19 protein-coding genes and 1 pseudogene are annotated in these 17725 nt (G+C 66.6%); 12 read left to right on the top strand and 8 right to left on the bottom strand.

All coding sequences use genetic code 11. The annotated features are described in order from the left end of the window. Nucleotides 1–22: 22 nt before the first annotated feature. Both RCAP_RS02510 and RCAP_RS02505 read right to left on the bottom strand, forming a co-directional pair. A complete protein-coding gene (locus RCAP_RS02510; protein ID WP_013066239.1) occupies nucleotides 23–793 on the bottom strand; it encodes a VOC family protein in 771 nt (256 codons plus the stop codon). 170 nt (nucleotides 794–963) lie between these two features. After that, on the bottom strand, nucleotides 964–1395 hold the full coding sequence (locus RCAP_RS02505) for an Lrp/AsnC family transcriptional regulator (RefSeq protein WP_013066238.1): 432 nt from the start codon (nucleotides 1393–1395) through the stop codon (nucleotides 964–966). A 233-nt stretch (nucleotides 1396–1628) separates the two neighbouring features. Between RCAP_RS02505 and RCAP_RS02500 the strand changes: the two genes are divergently transcribed. Together RCAP_RS02500 and RCAP_RS02495 are read left to right on the top strand one after the other, a co-directional pair. Next, nucleotides 1629–2774: a type III PLP-dependent enzyme gene (locus tag RCAP_RS02500; RefSeq protein ID WP_013066237.1), complete on the top strand. Its 1146-nt coding sequence runs from the start codon at nucleotides 1629–1631 to the stop codon at nucleotides 2772–2774. A 125-nt stretch (nucleotides 2775–2899) separates the two neighbouring features. Beyond that, nucleotides 2900–4048, top strand: a complete 1149-nt coding sequence (locus tag RCAP_RS02495) for a DUF2235 domain-containing protein (RefSeq protein WP_013066236.1) — start codon at nucleotides 2900–2902, stop codon at nucleotides 4046–4048. Here the strand turns inward: RCAP_RS02495 and RCAP_RS02490 are convergent. Both RCAP_RS02490 and metF read right to left on the bottom strand, forming a co-directional pair. Further along, the gene (locus RCAP_RS02490) at nucleotides 3997–4491 is read right to left on the bottom strand and encodes a PaaI family thioesterase (protein WP_013066235.1); all 495 of its coding nucleotides are present in this window, start codon (nucleotides 4489–4491) and stop codon (nucleotides 3997–3999) included. The genes RCAP_RS02495 and RCAP_RS02490 overlap by 52 nt on opposite strands. A gap of 100 nt (nucleotides 4492–4591) precedes the next feature. Beyond that, nucleotides 4592–5458 (bottom strand): methylenetetrahydrofolate reductase [NAD(P)H], encoded by an 867-nt coding sequence (metF, locus tag RCAP_RS02485; protein WP_013066234.1) that lies wholly within the window; start codon nucleotides 5456–5458, stop codon nucleotides 4592–4594. 94 nt (nucleotides 5459–5552) lie between these two features. On the opposite strand from metF, the gene RCAP_RS02480 reads away from it, so the two are divergent. The 4 genes from RCAP_RS02480 (at nucleotide 5553) to RCAP_RS02465 (ending at nucleotide 9358) form a co-directional block, all read left to right on the top strand. Continuing rightward, a complete protein-coding gene (locus RCAP_RS02480; protein WP_013066233.1) occupies nucleotides 5553–6458 on the top strand; it encodes a LysR family transcriptional regulator in 906 nt (301 codons plus the stop codon). 96 nt (nucleotides 6459–6554) lie between these two features. Next, entirely contained in the window at nucleotides 6555–7751 is a 1197-nt protein-coding gene (locus RCAP_RS02475) for an MFS transporter (RefSeq protein ID WP_013066232.1), read from the top strand. Between the two features lie 60 nt (nucleotides 7752–7811). Further along, on the top strand, nucleotides 7812–8603 hold the full coding sequence (locus RCAP_RS02470) for an inositol monophosphatase family protein (RefSeq protein ID WP_013066231.1): 792 nt from the start codon (nucleotides 7812–7814) through the stop codon (nucleotides 8601–8603). A gap of 101 nt (nucleotides 8604–8704) precedes the next feature. Then, a complete protein-coding gene (locus tag RCAP_RS02465) occupies nucleotides 8705–9358 on the top strand; it encodes a hypothetical protein (protein WP_013066230.1) in 654 nt (217 codons plus the stop codon). Here the strand turns inward: RCAP_RS02465 and RCAP_RS02460 are convergent. Both RCAP_RS02460 and ald read right to left on the bottom strand, forming a co-directional pair. Then, entirely contained in the window at nucleotides 9349–10050 is a 702-nt protein-coding gene (locus RCAP_RS02460) for a glutathione S-transferase N-terminal domain-containing protein (RefSeq protein WP_013066229.1), read from the bottom strand. The genes RCAP_RS02465 and RCAP_RS02460 overlap by 10 nt on opposite strands. Before the next feature lie 101 nt (nucleotides 10051–10151). Further along, nucleotides 10152–11270 carry an alanine dehydrogenase gene (ald, locus tag RCAP_RS02455; protein WP_013066228.1) on the bottom strand — a complete coding sequence of 373 codons (1119 nt, stop codon included), beginning with the start codon at nucleotides 11268–11270 and terminating at the stop codon, nucleotides 10152–10154. Nucleotides 11271–11409: 139 nt separating this feature from the next. On the opposite strand from ald, the gene RCAP_RS02450 reads away from it, so the two are divergent. From RCAP_RS02450 to RCAP_RS20100, 3 genes and pseudogenes are all read left to right on the top strand, one after another. Next, a complete protein-coding gene (locus tag RCAP_RS02450; RefSeq protein ID WP_013066227.1) occupies nucleotides 11410–11868 on the top strand; it encodes an Lrp/AsnC family transcriptional regulator in 459 nt (152 codons plus the stop codon). Between the two features lie 53 nt (nucleotides 11869–11921). Next, complete coding sequence (locus tag RCAP_RS02445) at nucleotides 11922–12212, top strand: hypothetical protein (RefSeq protein WP_013066226.1); 291 nt, start codon at nucleotides 11922–11924, stop codon at nucleotides 12210–12212. Then, nucleotides 12175–13773: pseudogene (locus RCAP_RS20100) on the top strand (methyl-accepting chemotaxis protein); the annotation flags it as partial. The gene RCAP_RS02445 and the pseudogene RCAP_RS20100, both read left to right, overlap by 38 nt. Before the next feature lie 256 nt (nucleotides 13774–14029). On the opposite strand, the gene rpsU reads toward RCAP_RS20100, so the two are convergent. Further along, complete coding sequence (rpsU, locus tag RCAP_RS19820; RefSeq protein ID WP_011748553.1) at nucleotides 14030–14236, bottom strand: 30S ribosomal protein S21; 207 nt, start codon at nucleotides 14234–14236, stop codon at nucleotides 14030–14032. A gap of 105 nt (nucleotides 14237–14341) precedes the next feature. Between rpsU and RCAP_RS02435 the strand changes: the two genes are divergently transcribed. Together RCAP_RS02435 and RCAP_RS02430 are read left to right on the top strand one after the other, a co-directional pair. Continuing rightward, the gene (locus tag RCAP_RS02435) at nucleotides 14342–15022 is read left to right on the top strand and encodes a COQ9 family protein (protein ID WP_013066224.1); all 681 of its coding nucleotides are present in this window, start codon (nucleotides 14342–14344) and stop codon (nucleotides 15020–15022) included. A 17-nt stretch (nucleotides 15023–15039) separates the two neighbouring features. Beyond that, nucleotides 15040–16008, top strand: a complete 969-nt coding sequence (locus RCAP_RS02430; RefSeq protein WP_031320842.1) for an NAD(P)H-quinone oxidoreductase — start codon at nucleotides 15040–15042, stop codon at nucleotides 16006–16008. A gap of 78 nt (nucleotides 16009–16086) precedes the next feature. On the opposite strand, the gene RCAP_RS02425 is transcribed toward RCAP_RS02430, so the two are convergent. Then, nucleotides 16087–16722 carry a ribonuclease T2 family protein gene (locus RCAP_RS02425; RefSeq protein WP_013066222.1) on the bottom strand — a complete coding sequence of 212 codons (636 nt, stop codon included), beginning with the start codon at nucleotides 16720–16722 and terminating at the stop codon, nucleotides 16087–16089. Between the two features lie 177 nt (nucleotides 16723–16899). On the opposite strand from RCAP_RS02425, the gene RCAP_RS02420 reads away from it, so the two are divergent. After that, complete coding sequence (locus tag RCAP_RS02420; protein WP_238530215.1) at nucleotides 16900–17616, top strand: DUF1013 domain-containing protein; 717 nt, start codon at nucleotides 16900–16902, stop codon at nucleotides 17614–17616. Nucleotides 17617–17725: the final 109 nt, after the last annotated feature.

Here is a 17725-nt window from a genome sequence, read left to right as displayed (position 1 = left end):
AAAGCCTCTGAGACGTTTCGGCCTAGCGATTGGGGCCGACGATGGCGAAATGCGCGCCCTGCGGATCGCGGCAGGCGGCGACAAAGGCCGGGCCGGGAACCTCGGTGGGGCCATGCAGCACGGTGCCGCCCGCGGCGGTGATCGCCGCGATCGTCCTTGCGACCGAGGCGACGCCGAAATAGGGCAGCCAGGTCGGACAGGGGGCCTGCCCCTGCCCCATCATGCCGCCGATCTGCGTGCCGCGATGGGCAAAGACGTGATAGCCGCCAGCCGGGCCCATGTCGAAATACATGTCGGGCCGCCAGTCGAAGAGCTTGCGATAGGTTTCCAGCGCCGCTTTCGGGTCGGGCGTCATCAGCTCGATCCAGCGGCCATGGCCCGGCGTCTTCTGGTTCCAGGCCCCGCCCTGCGGCGGCGGATCCATCGGCAAGGGCGCAAGGATGCCGAAAACCGCCCCCTGCGGATCGGCCAGAATGGCGAAGCGCCCGGTGCCGGGAATGTCGGCCGGGGCCTTCAACACCTGCCCGCCCAGATCGCGCAGCTGCGCCGCCGTCGCGTCGCAATCCTCTGCCGCCAGATAGAGCGTCCAGTTCGGCGGCGTCCCCTCGGTGCAATCCTTCAGCGCCATCAGCCCGGCCACCATGTCGGCGCCCGAGCGGGCAAGGCGGTAATCGACGCCCTCCATCCCGGCATCGCTCCAGTCCCAGCCAAAGACCTGCGTGTAAAACGCCTGCGCCGCGTCGGGATCGGCCACCATCCCCTCGAACCAGCAGGGAAGACCGTGAAAGGACATGAAACCTCCTTCTGAAGCGGAGCCTCAGCCTAGCACGATTCGCATGACAGCCCTGCGTCCTGCTTTCACCCTGGCGCAAATATCCCACGGGGCGAGGCGGGATCGAAACGCCTGCCGCTGCAAGGCTTTCCCGTCGAATGGGGTGCGCCCCCCCGCCCGCAACCAGCCGCTCAGACCGCCCGGTCAAGCTTGGTGCTCAGATGGATCAGGCTTTCGGAACTGCGCACCCCCTGCATCTCGCCGATCTGGTCCAGAACCACATCGAGCTGCGCCGTCGAATTCGCCGCCACCTGCAGCAAAAGATCGATCCGGCCGGAGGTGGTCGAGATCCGCTCGACCTCGGGGATCGACTTCAACCGGGTCAGGATGCCCGCCTGCGCGCGGGGTTCCACCATCAGCAAAACGGTGGCCCGCAGCCGCCCCGCCCGGGCCGCTTCGCCCAGCTTCACGGTGTAGCCCGCGATCACGCCCGAGGTCTCCAGCCGCTCCAGCCGGGCCTGAATGGTGGAGCGCGCAACCTTCAGCCGGCGCGACAAAGTCGCCACCGAAATCCGGGCATCGCCCGACAGCAGCCCCACGATTGCCGTATCCAGTTCGTCCATTGTGCAACACTTGCAGATTGACCGATGATTTCGTCATTATAACGACTGATCGCCGCATTTCTACTCTTTTGATCGGTGAAAATGTGCATCATATCGCGCATTCTGAGAGAGCAGGAAAAGGGCGGCTCATACGCACCTGGCCTGGGTTAGGTCGAAACGCGTCGTAAGCGTCTCCCCACCCGTAACATAGCCGGGGCAAGAGGTGGCTGCGTTCTATTGGCGAGGAGAAGCCGATGGGACTTTCCAAAACTATTTGGACTCAACCGTCCGAAATCATCCGTACGAAACAACCCGATCATCCGGTGCTGGTGTTCTCGCCCACCGCGTTGCAGGCGACCGCGCGGCGGTTCCTCAAGGGCTTTCCGGGCGTCGTCACCTATGCGGTGAAGTCGAACCCGGATGAAATGGTGATCCAGAACCTTGTCGCCGCGGGCGTCAAGGGGTTCGACGTCGCCTCGCCCTTCGAGATCGATCTCATCCGTCGTCTCGCCCCCGGGGCCGCGCTGCATTACCACAACCCGGTCCGCGGGCGCGAGGAAATCGCCCATGCGGTGCGGGCAGGGGTGAAGACCTGGTCGGTCGATTCGCGCTCGGAGCTGGACAAGCTGATCGAGATGGTGCCCGCCGAGAAGTGCGAAATCTCGGTGCGCTTCAAGCTGCCGGTGCAGGGGGCCGCCTACAACTTCGGCGCCAAGTTCGGCGCCACCGCGGATCTGGCGGCGGAATTGCTGCGCCGCGCCGCGGACGCCGGGTTCATCCCCTCGCTCACCTTCCACCCGGGCACGCAATGCACCGATCCGGCCGCCTGGGAGGCCTATATCCTCGTCGCCTCGGAAATCTGTGCGACGGCGGGGGTGCGGGCGCATCGGCTGAACGTCGGCGGCGGCTTCCCGAACCATCGCAAGATGGGCCCGGCGCCGGTGCTCGAGGACATCTTCGCGCTGATCGACCGCGCCACGACCGAGGCTTTCGGCTCTGACCGTCCGATTCTGGTCTGCGAACCCGGCCGCGGGCTGGTGGGCGATGCCTTCACCCATATCACCAAGGTCAAGGCGCTGCGCGACGACACGCATGTGTTCCTGAACGACGGTGTCTATGGCGGTCTGGCGGAACTGCCGCTGATCGGCAACATCGAGCGGATCGAGGTCTGGTCGCCCGAGGGGTTCGAACGCGGCGGCGACATGGTCGAGCGCATCGTCTTCGGCCCGACCTGCGATTCGGTCGACCGGCTGCCGGGGGATGTCGCCCTTCCCGCCGAACTGTCCGAGGGCGATTACGTGGTGTTCCACGGCATGGGTGCCTATTGCTCGGCCACCAACACCCGGTTCAACGGCTTCGGGCAGATGGAAATCGTCACCGCGCTGGCGCTGAAAGGCTGACCTTGCGGCAACAGTTGCGGAGATCCGCGACACTTTGGCGCGCGCGTAATTGAGGATTAACGGCCTTGCCCTAAATTCAGGGTGAGGCCGTTGACATTCAGGGCCGCAGACGACGGGGTCGCGTCATGGTCGGACTGTTGCATCGCGTGTTCGGGAAATGGCGGCAACGCAAGGCCAGTGCGGCAGGCGGCGATACCAGCCCCCCCCCGCGTCCGGCGCGCGGATCCGTGGACCATGTGGTGCTGCTCGACGGCACGCTCGGCTCGCTGTCGCAGGCGCATCTGACCTCGATCGGGATGATCTACCGCTTTTTGCGCCGGGCCTCGCCGCGGGCCTCGGTCTATTACGGCAAGGGGCTGCAATATCGGGAATGGCGCGATCTCAAGGATATCTGGCTGGGCTGGGGGGTGGAGGCGCAGATCCTGCGCGCCTATGGCTGGCTGGCGATGCGCTACCGTCCGGGCGACCGGATTTTCCTCATCGGCTATTCGCGGGGCGCCTTTGCCGCGCGCTCGCTGGCCGGGCTGATCGAGCGCGTCGGTCTGCTGCGCAAGGATGCCGCGACCGAACGCAACGTCGAACAGGCCTGGCGGCATTACCGGGCCGAGGTCTCGCCCGTGGCCTTTCGCGATGCGCTCTGTCACCCTTCGGCGCCGATCGAGATGGTCGGGGTCTTTGACACGGTGGCGGCGCTGGGGGTGCGGTTGCCGCTGTTCTGGACGATGAGCGCGGATCGGGTCCGGTTTCACGATCACCGGCTGGGCCGGTCGGTCCGGCACGGGTTTCAGGCGCTGGCGCTGCACGAGACGCGGCCGGTGCTGTCGCCGCTGCTGTGGAACAGCGACGGCTCCGGCGCCACGCGGATCGAGCAGGTCTGGTTTCGCGGCTGTCATGCCGATGTGGGCGGGCAGCTGGCCGATTACGACGCCGCCCGGCCCTTGTCGAACATTCCGCTGGTCTGGATGCTGGAACAGGCCGAGGCTCTTGGCCTGACCCTGCCCGCGGGCTGGCAGGCGGGATTTCCCTGCGATCCCGCCGCGCCTTCGGTCGGCAGCTGGGGCGGCTGGGGCAAGTTCTTCATCATGCGCCAGCCGCGCCGGGTGGGCGTGGACGGGTCGGAACGGCTGCACGAATCGGTGCGACGGCGCAAGCTGGAATGGTGGATCCGCGTCGGCACCGGGCTGAAGCGCCGCGGCCCGAAACCGGAACTGGCGCTGGCGCCCTATCCGGCCGAGGCCCCCATGATCAGACAGGTGGCGGTGCCAAGGGCATAGGTCTTGCCATCGGCGGTGCCGACAATCTCGCCCCGCGCGACGCCGGTCGAGCGTCCGACATGCTCGACCCGGCCGATGGCGCGGACCTCGGTCCCCGGGGGGATCGCGCGCAGCATGTTGACCTTGTATTCTGTCGTCGTCTGATACTGCCCGCGTTTGAGCCCGGTGATCACCGCGCAGGTCAGCGCCGTATCCAGAAGCACCCCGTACCAGCCGCCATGCACGCCGCCGAAAGCGTTGGTGTGCTCGTGCCCCGGCGTGCCCGTCACCTCGACCAGCCCGGGCTCGACCCGGGTGATGCGGTAATTGCAGCCGCGCGCAAAGGTCGTCGTGGGCACCTGCCCCGCCAGCATCGCGCGCATGTAGTCAAGGCCGGTCATCGCCTGCACCTCGGCCAGCGACAGAAAATCCGCGGGCCCCGCGGCATAGGTCGGTTCGGTCATCGCATTCTCCCTTTGCGCCAGCGTGACGCAGGGGAAGGAAACGGAAAAGGGGGCCGAAGCCCCCCCCAAAAGTTCCGTTGCGTCAGATCCGCCGATCGGATCAGGCGACGTTTTCCAGCACCACACCCGGGTTGACGCCCAGCGCATGGCAGACATCGCGGGTCATCTGCGGCCGGTTCAGCGTGTAGAAATGCAGATCCTCCACCCCGCCCGCGATCAGGTTGTCGCAGAGCTCCGTGCACAGCGCCGTGGCCAGCAGCTGTTCGCGGTCGTCGCGGATCGCATGGTCAAAGGCCTCTTCGACCCAGGTCGGGATCGAGGTGCCGCAGCGCTGCGCAAAGCTCTTGGCGCCTTTCCAGGACTGGATCGGCAGGATGCCCGGGATGATCTTGGCGGTGATCCCTTCCTTCACGCAGGCGTCGCGGAAGCGGAAGAAGGTCTCGGCTTCAAAGAAGAATTGCGTGATCGCCGAGGTCGCCCCCGCCTCGCATTTGCGTTTCAGCCAGCGCACGTCGGCCAGCGTGTCGGCGGCTTCCGGATGCGGTTCCGGATAGGCGCCGCAGCGCAGCGTGAAGCGGCCGTCCCGCGCCAGCCATTCGATGAGGTCCACCGAGGAGGCAAACCCGTCCGGATGCGGCGTGAAGCGGGCGGCGCCTTTCGGCGGATCACCGCGCAGCGCGACAATCTCGGTGACGCCAGCCTCGGCATAGGCGTCGATGATCTCTTGCGTTTCGGCCCGGGTCGCATCGACGCAGGTCAGATGCGCGGCGACGTTCAGGCCGTAATTCTTGTGGATCGCCGCCACGGCCTCATGCGTCAGCTTGCGGGTGGTGCCGCCCGCGCCATAGGTGACCGAGACGAAGCCGGGCTTGAGCGGCGCCAGAACCTGCGCCGTCTCCCACAGCCGGAACGAGGCGTCGAGCGTCTGCGGCGGGAAGAATTCAAAGCTGACATGCGGCGTGGTCATCGGGGGCATCCTTTTTGTGTTGTCCCCTTGTCGCCGATTCCGCGATGTGAGACAAATTCATAATCTTCAAGAAGGTGATGAGGCGCGGCTCATAATGCACATCGAGTTTCGGCATCTGCGCACGATCAAGGCCATTCACGATGCGGGCGGCCTCGCGAAGGCGGCAGATATCCTGCACATCACGCAATCGGCGCTGTCGCATCAGGTCAAGGGGCTGGAGGATCAGGCGGGCGTCGAGCTTTTTGCGCGTCGCTCCAAGCCCTTGCGCCTGTCGGCGGCGGGGCTGAAGCTCTTGCGTCTGGCCGAGCGCATCCTGCCCGAGATCGACGCGACCGAGGCGGAGTTCGCCGCGATCCGGCAGGGACGGGCCGGGCGGCTGCATATCGCCATCGAATGCCACGCCTGTTTCGAATGGCTGTTCCCGGTTCTGGAAGCCTTTCGCCGCGTCTGGCCGGAGATCGACATCGACATTCGCCCGGGCCTTGCCTTCACCGCGCTGCAGGCGCTGGCGCGCGAAGATGTCGATCTGGTGATCTCCTCCGACCCCGAGCGGATCGAGGGCATCACCTTCAACCCGCTGTTCGACTATTCGCCCACCTTCATCGCCTCGGCCAACAGCCCGCTGGCCGCGAAACCCTTTGTCGAGGCAAGGGATTTCGCCGATCAGACGCTTTTGACCTATCCGATCGACCGGGCGCGGTCGGATGTGTTCTCGCTGCTGCTGACCCCCGCCAAGGTGGAGCCGAAAGCGCATCGGCAGGTGGAGCTGACAACGGTCATCCTGATGCTGGTCGCCTCGGGGCGGGGGGTGGCGGTGCTGCCCGACTGGGTGCTGCGCGAGGTGAAATATCAGCCCGATTACGTCACCAAGCGGGTGACCGAACAGGGCCTGACGAAGCGGCTTTATGCGGCCACGCGCGAGGAAGACGTGACCGAGCCCTATATGGCGCATTTCCTGCGGCTGGCGCGGACCGAGCCGGTGAAGCTGCAACGGGCGTAAGCCCCGTCACGCAAGGGTGATGTAACCGTCACAAAGTTGCGCGTGACGCGGCATCGGGGCCGGGATTAGATCGCGGCCTCAGCCCGAGGACCATCCATGACCGCCATTCCCCAGCCGCGCGCCGCGCAAGCGACCGTGTTCCCGATCCTTCTGGCCGTATCCGCCTGCCACATGCTCAATGATGTGATGCAGTCGATGCTGTCGTCGATCTATCCGATCCTGAAGCACGATTTCGCGCTGCAATACTGGCAGATCGGGCTTTTGACGCTGGCGTTTCAGGGCACGGCCTCGCTGTTGCAACCGGCGATCGGGATTTACACCGATGCGAAACCGCAGCCCTGGTCGCTGCCGCTGGCGTCCTGCTGCACCTTTCTGGGCGTGATGGGGCTGGCCTTTGCGCCCAGCTATCCGGCGCTGATCGCGGCGGCGATGCTGGTCGGGCTGGGCTCGGCGATCTTTCACCCCGAATCAAGCCGCGTCGCCCGGGTCGCCTCGGGCGGGCGGTTCGGCCTTGCGCAATCGGTGTTTCAGGTCGGCGGCAATTTCGGCACCTCGATCGGCCCGCTCCTGGCGGCTTTCGTCGTGCTGCCCTTTGGCCGCCCCTCGGTCGCGATCTTTGCCGCGCTGGCGGTGCTGTCGGGGATCGTGCTGACGCAGGTCAGCCGCTGGTATGCCGGCCATCTGGCCGCGCGGGCGAAAAGGCCGGTCGACAAGACCCTGCCGGTGTCGAAGGGCCGGACCATCGCCGCGATCTCGGTTCTGGTGATCCTGACCTTTTCGAAGAACGCCTACATGGCATCGCTGCATTCCTATTACACCTTCTACCTGATCGAGAGTTTCGGCGTCGACACCCGCACGGCGCAGCTGATGCTGTTCCTGTTCCTTGGCTCGGTCGCGGCCGGAACCGTGCTGGGCGGGCCGGTCGCCGACCGGTTCGGGCCGATGGTGGTGATCTGGATCTCGATCCTGGGCGTTTTGCCCTTCACCCTCGCCTTGCCGCATGTCGGGCTTGTCGCCTCGGGCGTGCTGACGGTCTGCATCGGGCTGATCCTCGCCTCGGCCTTTTCGGCCATCGTCGTGCTGGCACAAGAGCTGTTGCCCGGCCGCGTCGGCATGGTGGCCGGGATCTTCTTTGGCCTGTCTTTCGGCATGGGCGGCATTGCCGCGGCGGGGCTGGGGCTGATGGCCGACCATTGGGGCATCCGCACCGTCTATCTGATCTGCTCCACCCTGCCGGTCATGGGGGTGCTGACCATCTTCCTGCCGAAACGGGCCGAATTGATCCGCGGCTGACCTCTTGGAATCTTCACCTCTGCCGTGTAAGGCAGGCGCTTGTGACCTAAGGAGCCCCCGATGCAAGGCAGTGCCAACCTCAACCTGATGATCAAGGCCGCGCGCAAGGCGGGGCGGGCTCTGGTGAAGGACTTCCGCGAGGTCGAGAACCTGCAGGTCTCCTCCAAGGGGCCGGGGGATTTCGTGTCGAAAGCCGACCGCGAAGCCGAACGGATCATCAAGGAAGAGCTGCGCGGGGCGCGTCCGACCTATGGCTGGCTGGGCGAGGAAACCGGCGAGGAAGCGGGCGAAGACCCGACCCGGCGCTGGATCGTCGATCCGCTCGATGGCACCACGAACTTCCTGCACGGGCTGCCGCATTGGGCGGTGTCGATCGCGCTGGAACACAAGGGCGAGGTTGTCGCGGGCGTGGTCTTCGACGCCGCCAAGGACGAACTTTACTATGCGGAAAAAGGCCTTGGCGCCTTCATGAACGAAAGCCGGCTGCGCGTTTCGGGGCGGCGCCACATGATCGAGGCGCTGTTTGCGACCGGCGTGCCCTTTGGCGGCCGCTCCACCCTGCCCGCGACGCTGCAGGATCTGGCGCGGCTGATGCCGGTCTGCGCGGGCGTGCGCCGCTTCGGCTCGGCGGCGCTTGACCTCGCCTATGTCGCCTCGGGCCGCTATGACGGCTATTGGGAGCGCGGCATCCACGCCTGGGACATCGCCGCCGGTCTGATCCTGGTGAAGGAAGCGGGCGGCTTCGTCGGCCCGGTGCGCGCCGAGCGCGGCATCTTCGAAAGCAATTCGGTGATCGCGGCCAATGGCGAGCTGTTCGAACCGCTCTGCAAGATCATCCGCGACGTGAACTGATCGGGGCAAAGCGGGAACGCAACGCGAACATCGCGCCGGGCGTTCACCGCTTGTTCACCCCGTTATGACAGGGTGACCGCATCACCAGAAGGGGATGCACCATGCTTCACGACGCTGCCTGGACACTTGCCGGGAACATTTTCGGCACCGCCCGCCCTGCCCGGGCGCTTTTTCCGCTCGAATCGGCGATGGACGATCTTGGCCGCGCCGCCCGCGACATTGCCTTTGCCGAGACCGCCGATGTGATCGCGCTGCACCGGATCACCGTGCTGCGCGACATGATCGAGGCCTGCCAGGCCGAAATCGCCCGGAACCATGATACGAAAGTGGCGCTGGAACTGGCCGCGGCGATCGATGGTCTGGGCGAGGAACTGTCCTCGTTCGAGGAAACCCTGCCGCTGGAACGTGCCTTCCGCGCCGATCAGCGCGACCATGCCGTGGCCCGGATCGAAGCGGCGCAATCGCGGCTGCGGACCTTTGTCGAGACCGCGGGGATGCAGCCCGACCTCTTCGATCCGGCGCTGACCCGGGACGAGGCGGTCGAACTGGCCATGGCCGCGCTGGAGCGCAGCCCGGCGCAGATCATCGCCGCCGCCCGGCGCGAGGCCGAGGCCCGTCAGGCCGGAGCGCCGATCCCGATGCCCGAGGGCTCGCCCTTTCATTTCACCCAGCCCGAAGGCTGGATGGCCTGGCTTGCGGCGCGAATCGCCGAACGGGTCGGCCGCGGCATGACGGGCAGCCCGTCTCAGGGCTGACCACGCTCCGGCACCAACAAGCCGCGCTGCACGGCCGGGCGATCCAGGAACCGCTCGAGCCAGGCGGGCACGTGGCGCAGGTCATTCCAGCCGACCAGATCGGTGACCTTGTAATGCACACTCAGCCCGCGCAGCCAGGGACAGATCGCGATATCGGCGATGGAATAATCGCCCGCGATCCAGTCGCGCCCCGCCATCACGCCATCAAGCACCCGCAACAGCCGCGCCACCTCGGCGCGGTAGCGTTCCTTCGGGCGGGGATCCTCGATCTCCTTGCCGGCATAGGCGTGGAAATAGCCCAGCTGCCCGAACATCGGCCCGACGCCGCCCATCTGGAACATCAGCCATTGCAGCACCTGATAGCGCTGCGCCTCGGGCAGGAATTGCCCCGCCTTCTCGGCCAGATAGATCAGGATCGCCCCGCTTTCGAACAGCGTAAGCGGCTTGCCCCCCGGCCCGTTCGGGTCGAGAATCGCCGGGATCTTGTTGTTGGGATTGAGCGAGAGGAACTCGGGCGTCATCTGGTCTTGCGTGTCGAAACTGACCAGATGCGCTTCGTAGGGCAGGCCGGTTTCCTCCAGCAGGATCGAGACCTTGACGCCATTCGGCGTCGGCAGGGAATAAAGCTGGATCACGTCGGGATTGGTCGCGGGCCAGCGGCGGGTGATCGGGTAAAGCGAAAGATCGGTCATGGGGGCCTCCTGTCGGACCAGCCTGCCCGAAATCCGCCCGCGCGCAAGCCGCAGCCGCGAACAGCCCCTGTTCCGACATGCACGCCGGAACAGGGGAGAGATCAGAGCTTCAGCGCCGTCACCGGGTCGATCGCGGTCAGCCCCTGCGCCGCGCCGACCGGGGCACAGGTGATCCGGCCCGCATGGACATTGAGCCCGGCCAGAAGATGCGGGTCATCACCGCAGGCCTGCCGCCAGCCCTTGTTCGCCAGCGCGAGCAGGAAGGGCAGCGTCGCATTGCCCAGCGCCTGGGTGGAGGTCCGGGCCACGGCGCCCGGCATGTTCGCCACGCAATAGTGAATGATGCCATCCACTTCGTAGATCGGGTCCTGATGCGTCGTGGCATGCGAGGTCTCGAAGCAGCCGCCCTGATCGATCGCCACATCGACCAGCACCGCGCCCGGCTTCATCGTCGCCAGCATCGCGCGGCTGACCAGCTTCGGCGCCGCCGCCCCCGGCACCAGCACCGCGCCAATCACCATGTCGGCGTCCCGGATCAGCTCCTCCGTCGCGGCGCGGTCGGAATATTGCGTCGTCAGCCGCCCCATGAAGACATCGTCGAGATAGCTCAGCCGCGGGATCGAGCGGTCGAGCACCGTCACATGCGCCCCCATCCCGGTCGCCACCCGCGCGGCGGCCGTGCCGACGACGCCGCCGCCGATGATCACCACATTGGCCGGACGCACCCCGGGCACGCCGCCCATCAGCACGCCGCGCCCGCCATTGGCCTTTTGCAGCGCCCAGGAGCCTACCTGCGGCGCCAGCCGCCCCGCCACCTCGGACATCGGCGCCAGAAGCGGCAGCCCGCCCATCCGGTCGGTCACGGTCTCATAGGCGATGCAGGTGGCCCCGGATTTCAGCAGATCCGCGGTCTGTTCCGGATCGGGCGCCAGATGCAGATAGGTGAACAGCACCTGCCCGGGGCGCAGTTGCGCCCGCTCTGCGGCCTGCGGTTCCTTCACCTTGACCACCATCTCGGCCTCGGCCCAGACCGTCGCGGCATCCGCCGCGATCGCCGCCCCGGCGGCGACATAATCGGCATCGGCAAAGCCCGCGCCCAGCCCCGCCCCGGTCTCGATCAAGACCGCATGCCCCTGCGCCACCGCCTCCCGCGCTGCCGCCGGGGTCATGCCGACCCGGAATTCCTGTGCCTTGATCTCTTTCACGCATCCGATCTTCATGGCGTTCCTCCCTGCCATTTCTGCGCTCACTCTGCGCTTGTTGGCATGAAAAATGCGTTCAAATATGCTTGCAACACCCCCATTTCTGCGCGCATATCTTCCGCCAATCAACGAAACCTTCGAAGAAACTTGCGCGCCCATGACCCTTGACGCCACAGATCGCCGCATCCTGACCGTGCTGCAAAAACAGGGGCGGATCTCGAACGCGGAACTGTCCGAACGGGTCAACCTCTCCGCCTCGGCCTGTCATCGCCGGGTGCAACGGCTGGAGGAGGAGGGCTACATCCGCGACTATGTCGCGCTGCTCGATGCCCGCCGTCTGGGCCGCCCGACCACCGTCTTCGTCGAGATCACGCTGTCGGGCCAGGCCGACGAAGTTCTGGAAGCCTTCGAACGCGAGGTGAAAAAGATCCCCGACGTGCTCGAATGCCATCTGATGGCGGGCTCGGCCGATTACCTGCTCAAGGTCGTGGCCGAGGATACCGAGGATTTCGCCCGCATCCACCGCTCGAAACTGGCGCGGCTGCCGGGGGTGCAGGGGATGCAAAGCTCCTTCGCGCTGCGCACCGTCTTCAAGACGACGGCGCTGCCGATCTGACCCCGGACATCGGTTGTTAAGGGCTTTCGCCTAAGCTGGCGGCGGAGGTCCCGATGCGACTCGAATTTCTGGTTCTGGCTCTCTCGATCACGATCGCCCCGGCGACGACGCTGCTTGATGTCAAGGCATCGGGCGCCGGTCCCTGGGTCATGGTCGTTCCCCCCTGGCGCAGCGCCGATCTGGTGGCGGAACGGGCGGGGGCCCGCCTGATCGGCCCGACAGAGGCCCCCCTCGGACATCTGGTCACCGCGACGGCGCCGGACGCCGCGCAGCGCCTTGCCGCGGCGGGGGCCTGGGCGGTCCTCGATGCCGCCGCCGTTGCCCAATTTTGTGGAGAATACTGACATGCAGACCCCCGCGACGAAGCAGGACGGGATCTCGATGCGGCTGCGGCTGTTCCTGATCGCGACGCTCGCCTGTGCCGTGCTGGTCACCGGCGTCGCGCTTCTGGTCGGCACGGCCGCCGTCGCCGCCCCGCTGATCGCCTGGAGTTTCGCGGCGGTGGCGGGGCTTGGCGCCCTGCGCGGCGACACCCCGAGCGGGCGGACGCTGGTCGCACAGGGGCTGGTGGGGCAGGCCATCGCCTTCACCGCGGCGCTTTCCGGGCATCCCTGGCAGATCGACAGCCACATGACCTATTTCGCCGTTCTGGCGGCACTGGCGGCGATGGTCGATGTGCGCGTGCTGCTGATCTCGGCCGCGACGATCGCGCTGCATCACCTGGCGCTCAGCGTTCTGCTGCCAGGCCTCGTCTATCCCAGCGCCGAACTTTGGCCGAACCTCCTGCGCACCCTGTTTCACGGCGCGGTGGTGGTGGCGGAAACCGCGGTGCTGATCGCCAGCGTGATCTATCGCCAGCGGATGGAGGCGTCGCTCTCCGCCCAGCTCGAGAGCGTGCAGCAGATGTCGCAAAGCGCCGAGGCCGCGCAACGGCGTGCCGAGGAAGCGGCGGCGCAGGCCGAAAGCCGCCGCCGCGAATCCGAAAAGGTGGCGCAAGACGCCGGGAAGCTGCGCGCCGAGGCCGAGGAAACCGCCCGCGCCGCCGCCGAGGCGAATGCCCGCGCGATCGAGGCCTCGGCCCGTCTTTCCGACGAACGCACCGCCCATGCCGCGCGGCAGGAAGCGGTCGTCACCCGCCTGCGCGAGGTGCTGCGGGCGCTGTCGAACGGCGATCTGACCGTGCGGCTGGCGCGGATCGAGGGCGGCGATTACGGCTCGCTCAGCGAAGATTTCAACGCCGCCGTGACGCAGCTGGCGCAGGCGATCGGGGTGGCGCTCTCCTGTTCCGAGGAGATCACCGCGCAGATCGCCGACATCACCTCGGCCTCGGAAAACCTGTCCTCCCGCACCGAGCGGCAGGCGCATGCGCTGGCCAATACCGCCGCGGCGATGAACGAATTGTCCAGTTCGGTGGGCTCGGCCGCGCAGATGGCGACCGCGGCCGCGCAGGCGGCGCAGGCGGCGGAAAAGATGGCCCGCGACAGCACCCATGTCGTCAACGCCTCGATCCAGGCGATGGGCGAGATCGAACAAAGCTCGCATCAGATCGCCTCGATCACCTCGGTCATCGACGACATCGCCTTCCAGACCAACCTGCTGGCGCTGAATGCCGGGGTGGAAGCCGCCCGGGCGGGTGAGGCCGGACGCGGCTTTGCCGTCGTCGCCTCGGAGGTGCGCGACCTTGCCCAGCGCTCCTCGGCCTCGGCGCGCGAGATCTCGACGCTGATCCAGTCGTCGGAACGGCAGGTGAAGACCGGGGTGGATCTGGTGAACCAGATGGTCACCACGCTCGACAGCATCGTGTCGGCGGTGGAAAACATCTCGGCCCGGGTGGCCGAAATCGCCCGCTCGGCCGAGGAACAGTCGCGTGCCCTGACCGAGATCAACGGCTCGGTCGAACAGCTCGACGCGGTGACGCAGCAGAACGTGGCGATGTTCGAGGAAACGACGGCGGCAAGCCGGGTGCTGTCGGGCATGTCGGCGCAACTGCGCGAGGCGATGGTGCTTGTTTCGCACCGAAGCCCTGGCCTCTGCGCCGCGCCGGGTCGCCTGAGCCCGGCAAGCCCCGCCGAAACCAAAGCCCCCAAAACCAAAAACCCCCGTCGGCAGGGCCACGGGGGTTTGCGGTGCGGGCAAGCCCGCCAGCGTTATCAAACGCCTCTTAAAGTGCGCCTTCGCGCTGAGCTTTCTTCCGCGCCAGTTTACGGGCACGGCGAACGGCTTCAGCTTTCTCGCGCGCTTTCTTCACGGACGGCTTTTCGAAATGCTGCTTGAGCTTCATTTCGCGAAAAACCCCCTCGCGCTGAAGTTTTTTCTTCAGGGCACGAAGCGCTTGTTCGACGTTGTTGTCGCGAACGCTGACCTGCATGTGGTGTCACCACCTTCCTAAGTTTGAGTTGCATCAGTTTGCAGGAAGCGGCCATATAGCAAAGGTCCGGACATTTGTCCACCGCTGCCGCGCAAGGGAAAAGCAATGAAAAACGACCATTTGGAGGCATCGCGCCTGCGGGCCGAGCTGCTCGAGGCGATCACCCCGCATGTGCCTTTCGATGGCTGGTCCGATCCGGCCTTTGCGGCGGCGGTGACCGATATCGGCGTTGATCCGACGCTGGCGCGTCTGGTCTGCCCGCGCGGCGCCATCGATCTGGCGGCGGACTATCACCGCGCCGCCGACCGGGCCTTGGCCGAAGCCCTGAAAGCGCAGGAGTTTCAGGGGCTTCGCTTCCGCGACAAGGTGGCGGCGGCGGTGCGGATGCGGATCGGGCTGGTCGATGCGGAACTCGTCCGCCGCGCCAGTTCCGCCTTTGCCCTGCCGCAGAACATGGCGCTTGGCGGGCGGCTGGTCTGGGAAACCGCCGACACGATCTGGCTGGGCCTTGGCGATGAAAGCCGCGATTACAACTGGTATTCGAAACGCCTGACGCTTTCGGGCGTGTTTTCGGCGACGGTGCTGTTCTGGATCGGCGACGAAAGCCCCGATCATGCCGACACCTGGGCCTTCCTCGATCACCGGATCGAGAATGTGCTGCAGTTCGAAAAGATCAAGGGCGGGCTTTTGCGCCTGCCCGGCCTGCGCGGTGTCCTGGATACGATTCGCGCGCCAGAGCCGAGGACCGCGCCCGGCAGCCTTTCGGCCCGGGGGGAAACGCCGTGAACGCCCTGCCGCAGGTGATGCGCTGCATCGAGATCGCCGCCCCCGGCGGCCCCGAGGTGCTGAAACTGGCAAGCCGCGCCGTGCCGGTGCCGGGTCCGGGCGAGATCCTGATCGAGATCGCCTTTGCCGGGGTGAACCGCCCCGATGCGCTGCAACGCGCGGGCGCCTACAAGGCCCCTCCGGGCGCCTCGGACCTGCCCGGGCTTGAATGCTCGGGCCATGTCGCGGCGCTGGGCCCCGGGGTCACGGGCTGGGCGGTCGGCGATCCGGTCTGCGCACTTTTGCCGGGCGGCGGCTATGCCGATTATGCCACCTGCCCCGCCGCCCATGCCCTGCCCGTCCCCGCGGGCCTCAGCCTGCGCGACGCCGCCTGCCTGCCCGAGACCTGTTTCACCGTCTGGTCGACCGTGGTGATGCGCGGCGGCCTGACCGCGGGCGAGCGTTTCCTCGTGCACGGCGGCTCTTCGGGCATCGGCACGACGGCGATCCAGATTGCCCGCGCGCTCGGCGCCCGGGTCTGGGCCACCGCGGGCAGCGCCGAAAAATGCGTCGCCTGCGCCGCCCTCGGCGCCACCGCCATCAACTACCGCGAGGCCGATTTCGCCGAGATCCTGCGCGCCGAGGGGGGGGCGAACCTGATCCTCGACATGGTGGGGGGCAGCTATATCGCGCGCAACATCAAGGCTTTGGCCGATGACGGCCGGCTGGTCTTCATCGCCTTTCTGGAGGGCGCGAAAGCCGAGATCAACTTCGCGCAGGTGATGCTGCGCCGCCTGACCCTCACCGGCGCGACGCTGCGCCCGCAATCGGACATCGCCAAGGCCGAGATCGCAAGGCAGTTGCGCGCCCGGGTCTGGCCGATGATCGAAGCGGGCCAGGTGAAGGTGATTCACGACAGCAGCTTCGCGCTGGAAGAGGCCGCCGCCGCCCATGCGCGGATGGAAACCAGCGCCCATATCGGCAAGATCGTGCTGCGCCTGTCCTGAGAACGCCCGCCGGAAAGGGCGATTGGCCCGGGAAAACCCTGCCGTTTCTTCTTGGCCCAAATACGCCCTTTCCGGCGCCTATCGCACGCGCTCCATCAGCGCATCTTGCTTGCGGCAATCGCGCCGCACATCCGCCCCGCAAGGCCGCGGCTCCAGATCCTTCGTCAGGCAGATTCGGACGTCATCGATCCGCTCGCCCGTGCAGGTCACCGTCACCATCTCGGGCGAAAGCCGCGGATTGGCGGTCAGAAACGCCTGTTCGACGGCGGCGGCCGACAGCCGGACATCCTGCGCAAGCTGCTGAAACGCAACGGGAATGGCGACGCTCGCATAGGCCTGCCGCGCCGTCGTGAAATACTCCGCGGCCGAAAGCCCGGAACAGCGGCCGTGCTTCTTCCACTGATGCCAGGCCGCACCATCCGACCCCATGACATCCGCCATCGCCGCCGTCTCCGCGCGCGAGGGATCGCGCAGGGAACTGCGACAGTCGCGCGGCCAGCCCGCCTCGAACTGCGGCCAGAGCCCGTGCAGGACGAAACCGGCGCCGCTGCCCGGATCGCATTGCCGCGCCGCCCGGTCCCTGCCCTCGGTCGCGCACCAGCCGGGCGACCAGCTCAGCGCCAGGAGGTAATAATCGAACCGCCCCGCCCGCTCGCCCCCGGCAAAGGCCGGACAGGCCAGCAGACAGGCGGCACAAATGGCGAAAACGCGCATTTTCTCTTTCCTCCGCAGCCATTCGGCCCTATATAAACCGGCAATTCCCCACCAGAAATGGACCGCGGCCGGGGGGAACCGGGCCGCAGCCGGTTTCTCGGCCCGGGAGAGATATGTGTAAAGGATCGCTCCGATGACGAACAAGCCCCTGATGGCGAAGCCACCGCCGTTTGGCTCGTGGACAATACGACCCTGACCTTCAAACAGATCGCCGATTTCTGCGGCATGCATGAACTCGAGGTGCAGGGGATTGCCGACGGCGACGTGGCGGTTGGCGTCAAGGGCTTTGATCCGGTCGGCTCGAACCAGCTTGACCCGCGCGAGATCGAGAAGGGCGAGAAGGACCCGCTTTACAAGCTGCGGCTGAAATTCAACGCCGCCGCCGTGGGCGAGGACAAGCGCCGCGGCCCGCGCTACACGCCGCTCTCGAAACGCCAGGACCGGCCGAATGCGATCCTGTGGCTGGTCAAGTTCCACCCGGAACTCGCCGATGCGCAGATCGCCCGTCTGGTGGGCACGACGAAACCGACGATCGCCTCGATCCGCGAACGCACGCATTGGAACATCGGCTCGATGACCGCAATCGACCCGGTGGCGCTGGGCCTGTGCCGTCAGTCCGAACTCGACAGCGAAGTGCAGAAAGCCGCGAAGAAACGCGCTGCCGAAGGCGTGATGAGCGATGACGAGCGCCGCAAGCTGGTCTCGACCGAACAGAGCCTCGGCATGACCACCGAGCCGCGCCTGCCCGGCACCGGGATCGAGGGCTTCGGCCTCGACCCGCGCGAGGAAGAGGCCGAGGATCCGAAAGACTTCTCGGATGCCGACAGCTTCTTCAACCTGCCGCATGGCGACGACGACGAGGACGAAGACGAGAGCGACGATCCGCGCCGCTGAGCGCCGCGCCGTTTCCAAGGAAAGGGGCCCTTCCGGTGACGGCAGGGCCCCTTTTCAATTTCCGAACCTCAAAAGCGCCTGTCGGCTTTTTCTTGGCTCAAATACGCAT

The sequence above is a fragment of the Rhodobacter capsulatus SB 1003 genome, from assembly GCF_000021865.1.
Taxonomy (GTDB): domain Bacteria; phylum Pseudomonadota; class Alphaproteobacteria; order Rhodobacterales; family Rhodobacteraceae; genus Rhodobacter; species Rhodobacter capsulatus_B.
Note: the sequence above shows the minus strand (reverse complement) of the source record. Positions and strands in the feature narration are given on the sequence as shown.

Coding starts and splice junctions, on each gene's coding strand:
- RCAP_RS02510 (WP_013066239.1), bottom strand. CDS start 793: ATGTCCTTTCACGGTCTTCCCTGCTGGTTCGAGGGGATGGTGGCCGAT.
- RCAP_RS02505 (WP_013066238.1), bottom strand. CDS start 1,395: ATGGACGAACTGGATACGGCAATCGTGGGGCTGCTGTCGGGCGATGCC.
- RCAP_RS02500 (WP_013066237.1), top strand. CDS start 1,629: ATGGGACTTTCCAAAACTATTTGGACTCAACCGTCCGAAATCATCCGT.
- RCAP_RS02495 (WP_013066236.1), top strand. CDS start 2,900: ATGGTCGGACTGTTGCATCGCGTGTTCGGGAAATGGCGGCAACGCAAG.
- RCAP_RS02490 (WP_013066235.1), bottom strand. CDS start 4,491: ATGACCGAACCGACCTATGCCGCGGGGCCCGCGGATTTTCTGTCGCTG.
- metF (WP_013066234.1), bottom strand. CDS start 5,458: ATGACCACGCCGCATGTCAGCTTTGAATTCTTCCCGCCGCAGACGCTC.
- RCAP_RS02480 (WP_013066233.1), top strand. CDS start 5,553: ATGCACATCGAGTTTCGGCATCTGCGCACGATCAAGGCCATTCACGAT.
- RCAP_RS02475 (WP_013066232.1), top strand. CDS start 6,555: ATGACCGCCATTCCCCAGCCGCGCGCCGCGCAAGCGACCGTGTTCCCG.
- RCAP_RS02470 (WP_013066231.1), top strand. CDS start 7,812: ATGCAAGGCAGTGCCAACCTCAACCTGATGATCAAGGCCGCGCGCAAG.
- RCAP_RS02465 (WP_013066230.1), top strand. CDS start 8,705: ATGCTTCACGACGCTGCCTGGACACTTGCCGGGAACATTTTCGGCACC.
- RCAP_RS02460 (WP_013066229.1), bottom strand. CDS start 10,050: ATGACCGATCTTTCGCTTTACCCGATCACCCGCCGCTGGCCCGCGACC.
- ald (WP_013066228.1), bottom strand. CDS start 11,270: ATGAAGATCGGATGCGTGAAAGAGATCAAGGCACAGGAATTCCGGGTC.
- RCAP_RS02450 (WP_013066227.1), top strand. CDS start 11,410: ATGACCCTTGACGCCACAGATCGCCGCATCCTGACCGTGCTGCAAAAA.
- RCAP_RS02445 (WP_013066226.1), top strand. CDS start 11,922: ATGCGACTCGAATTTCTGGTTCTGGCTCTCTCGATCACGATCGCCCCG.
- rpsU (WP_011748553.1), bottom strand. CDS start 14,236: ATGCAGGTCAGCGTTCGCGACAACAACGTCGAACAAGCGCTTCGTGCC.
- RCAP_RS02435 (WP_013066224.1), top strand. CDS start 14,342: ATGAAAAACGACCATTTGGAGGCATCGCGCCTGCGGGCCGAGCTGCTC.
- RCAP_RS02430 (WP_031320842.1), top strand. CDS start 15,040: ATGCGCTGCATCGAGATCGCCGCCCCCGGCGGCCCCGAGGTGCTGAAA.
- RCAP_RS02425 (WP_013066222.1), bottom strand. CDS start 16,722: ATGCGCGTTTTCGCCATTTGTGCCGCCTGTCTGCTGGCCTGTCCGGCC.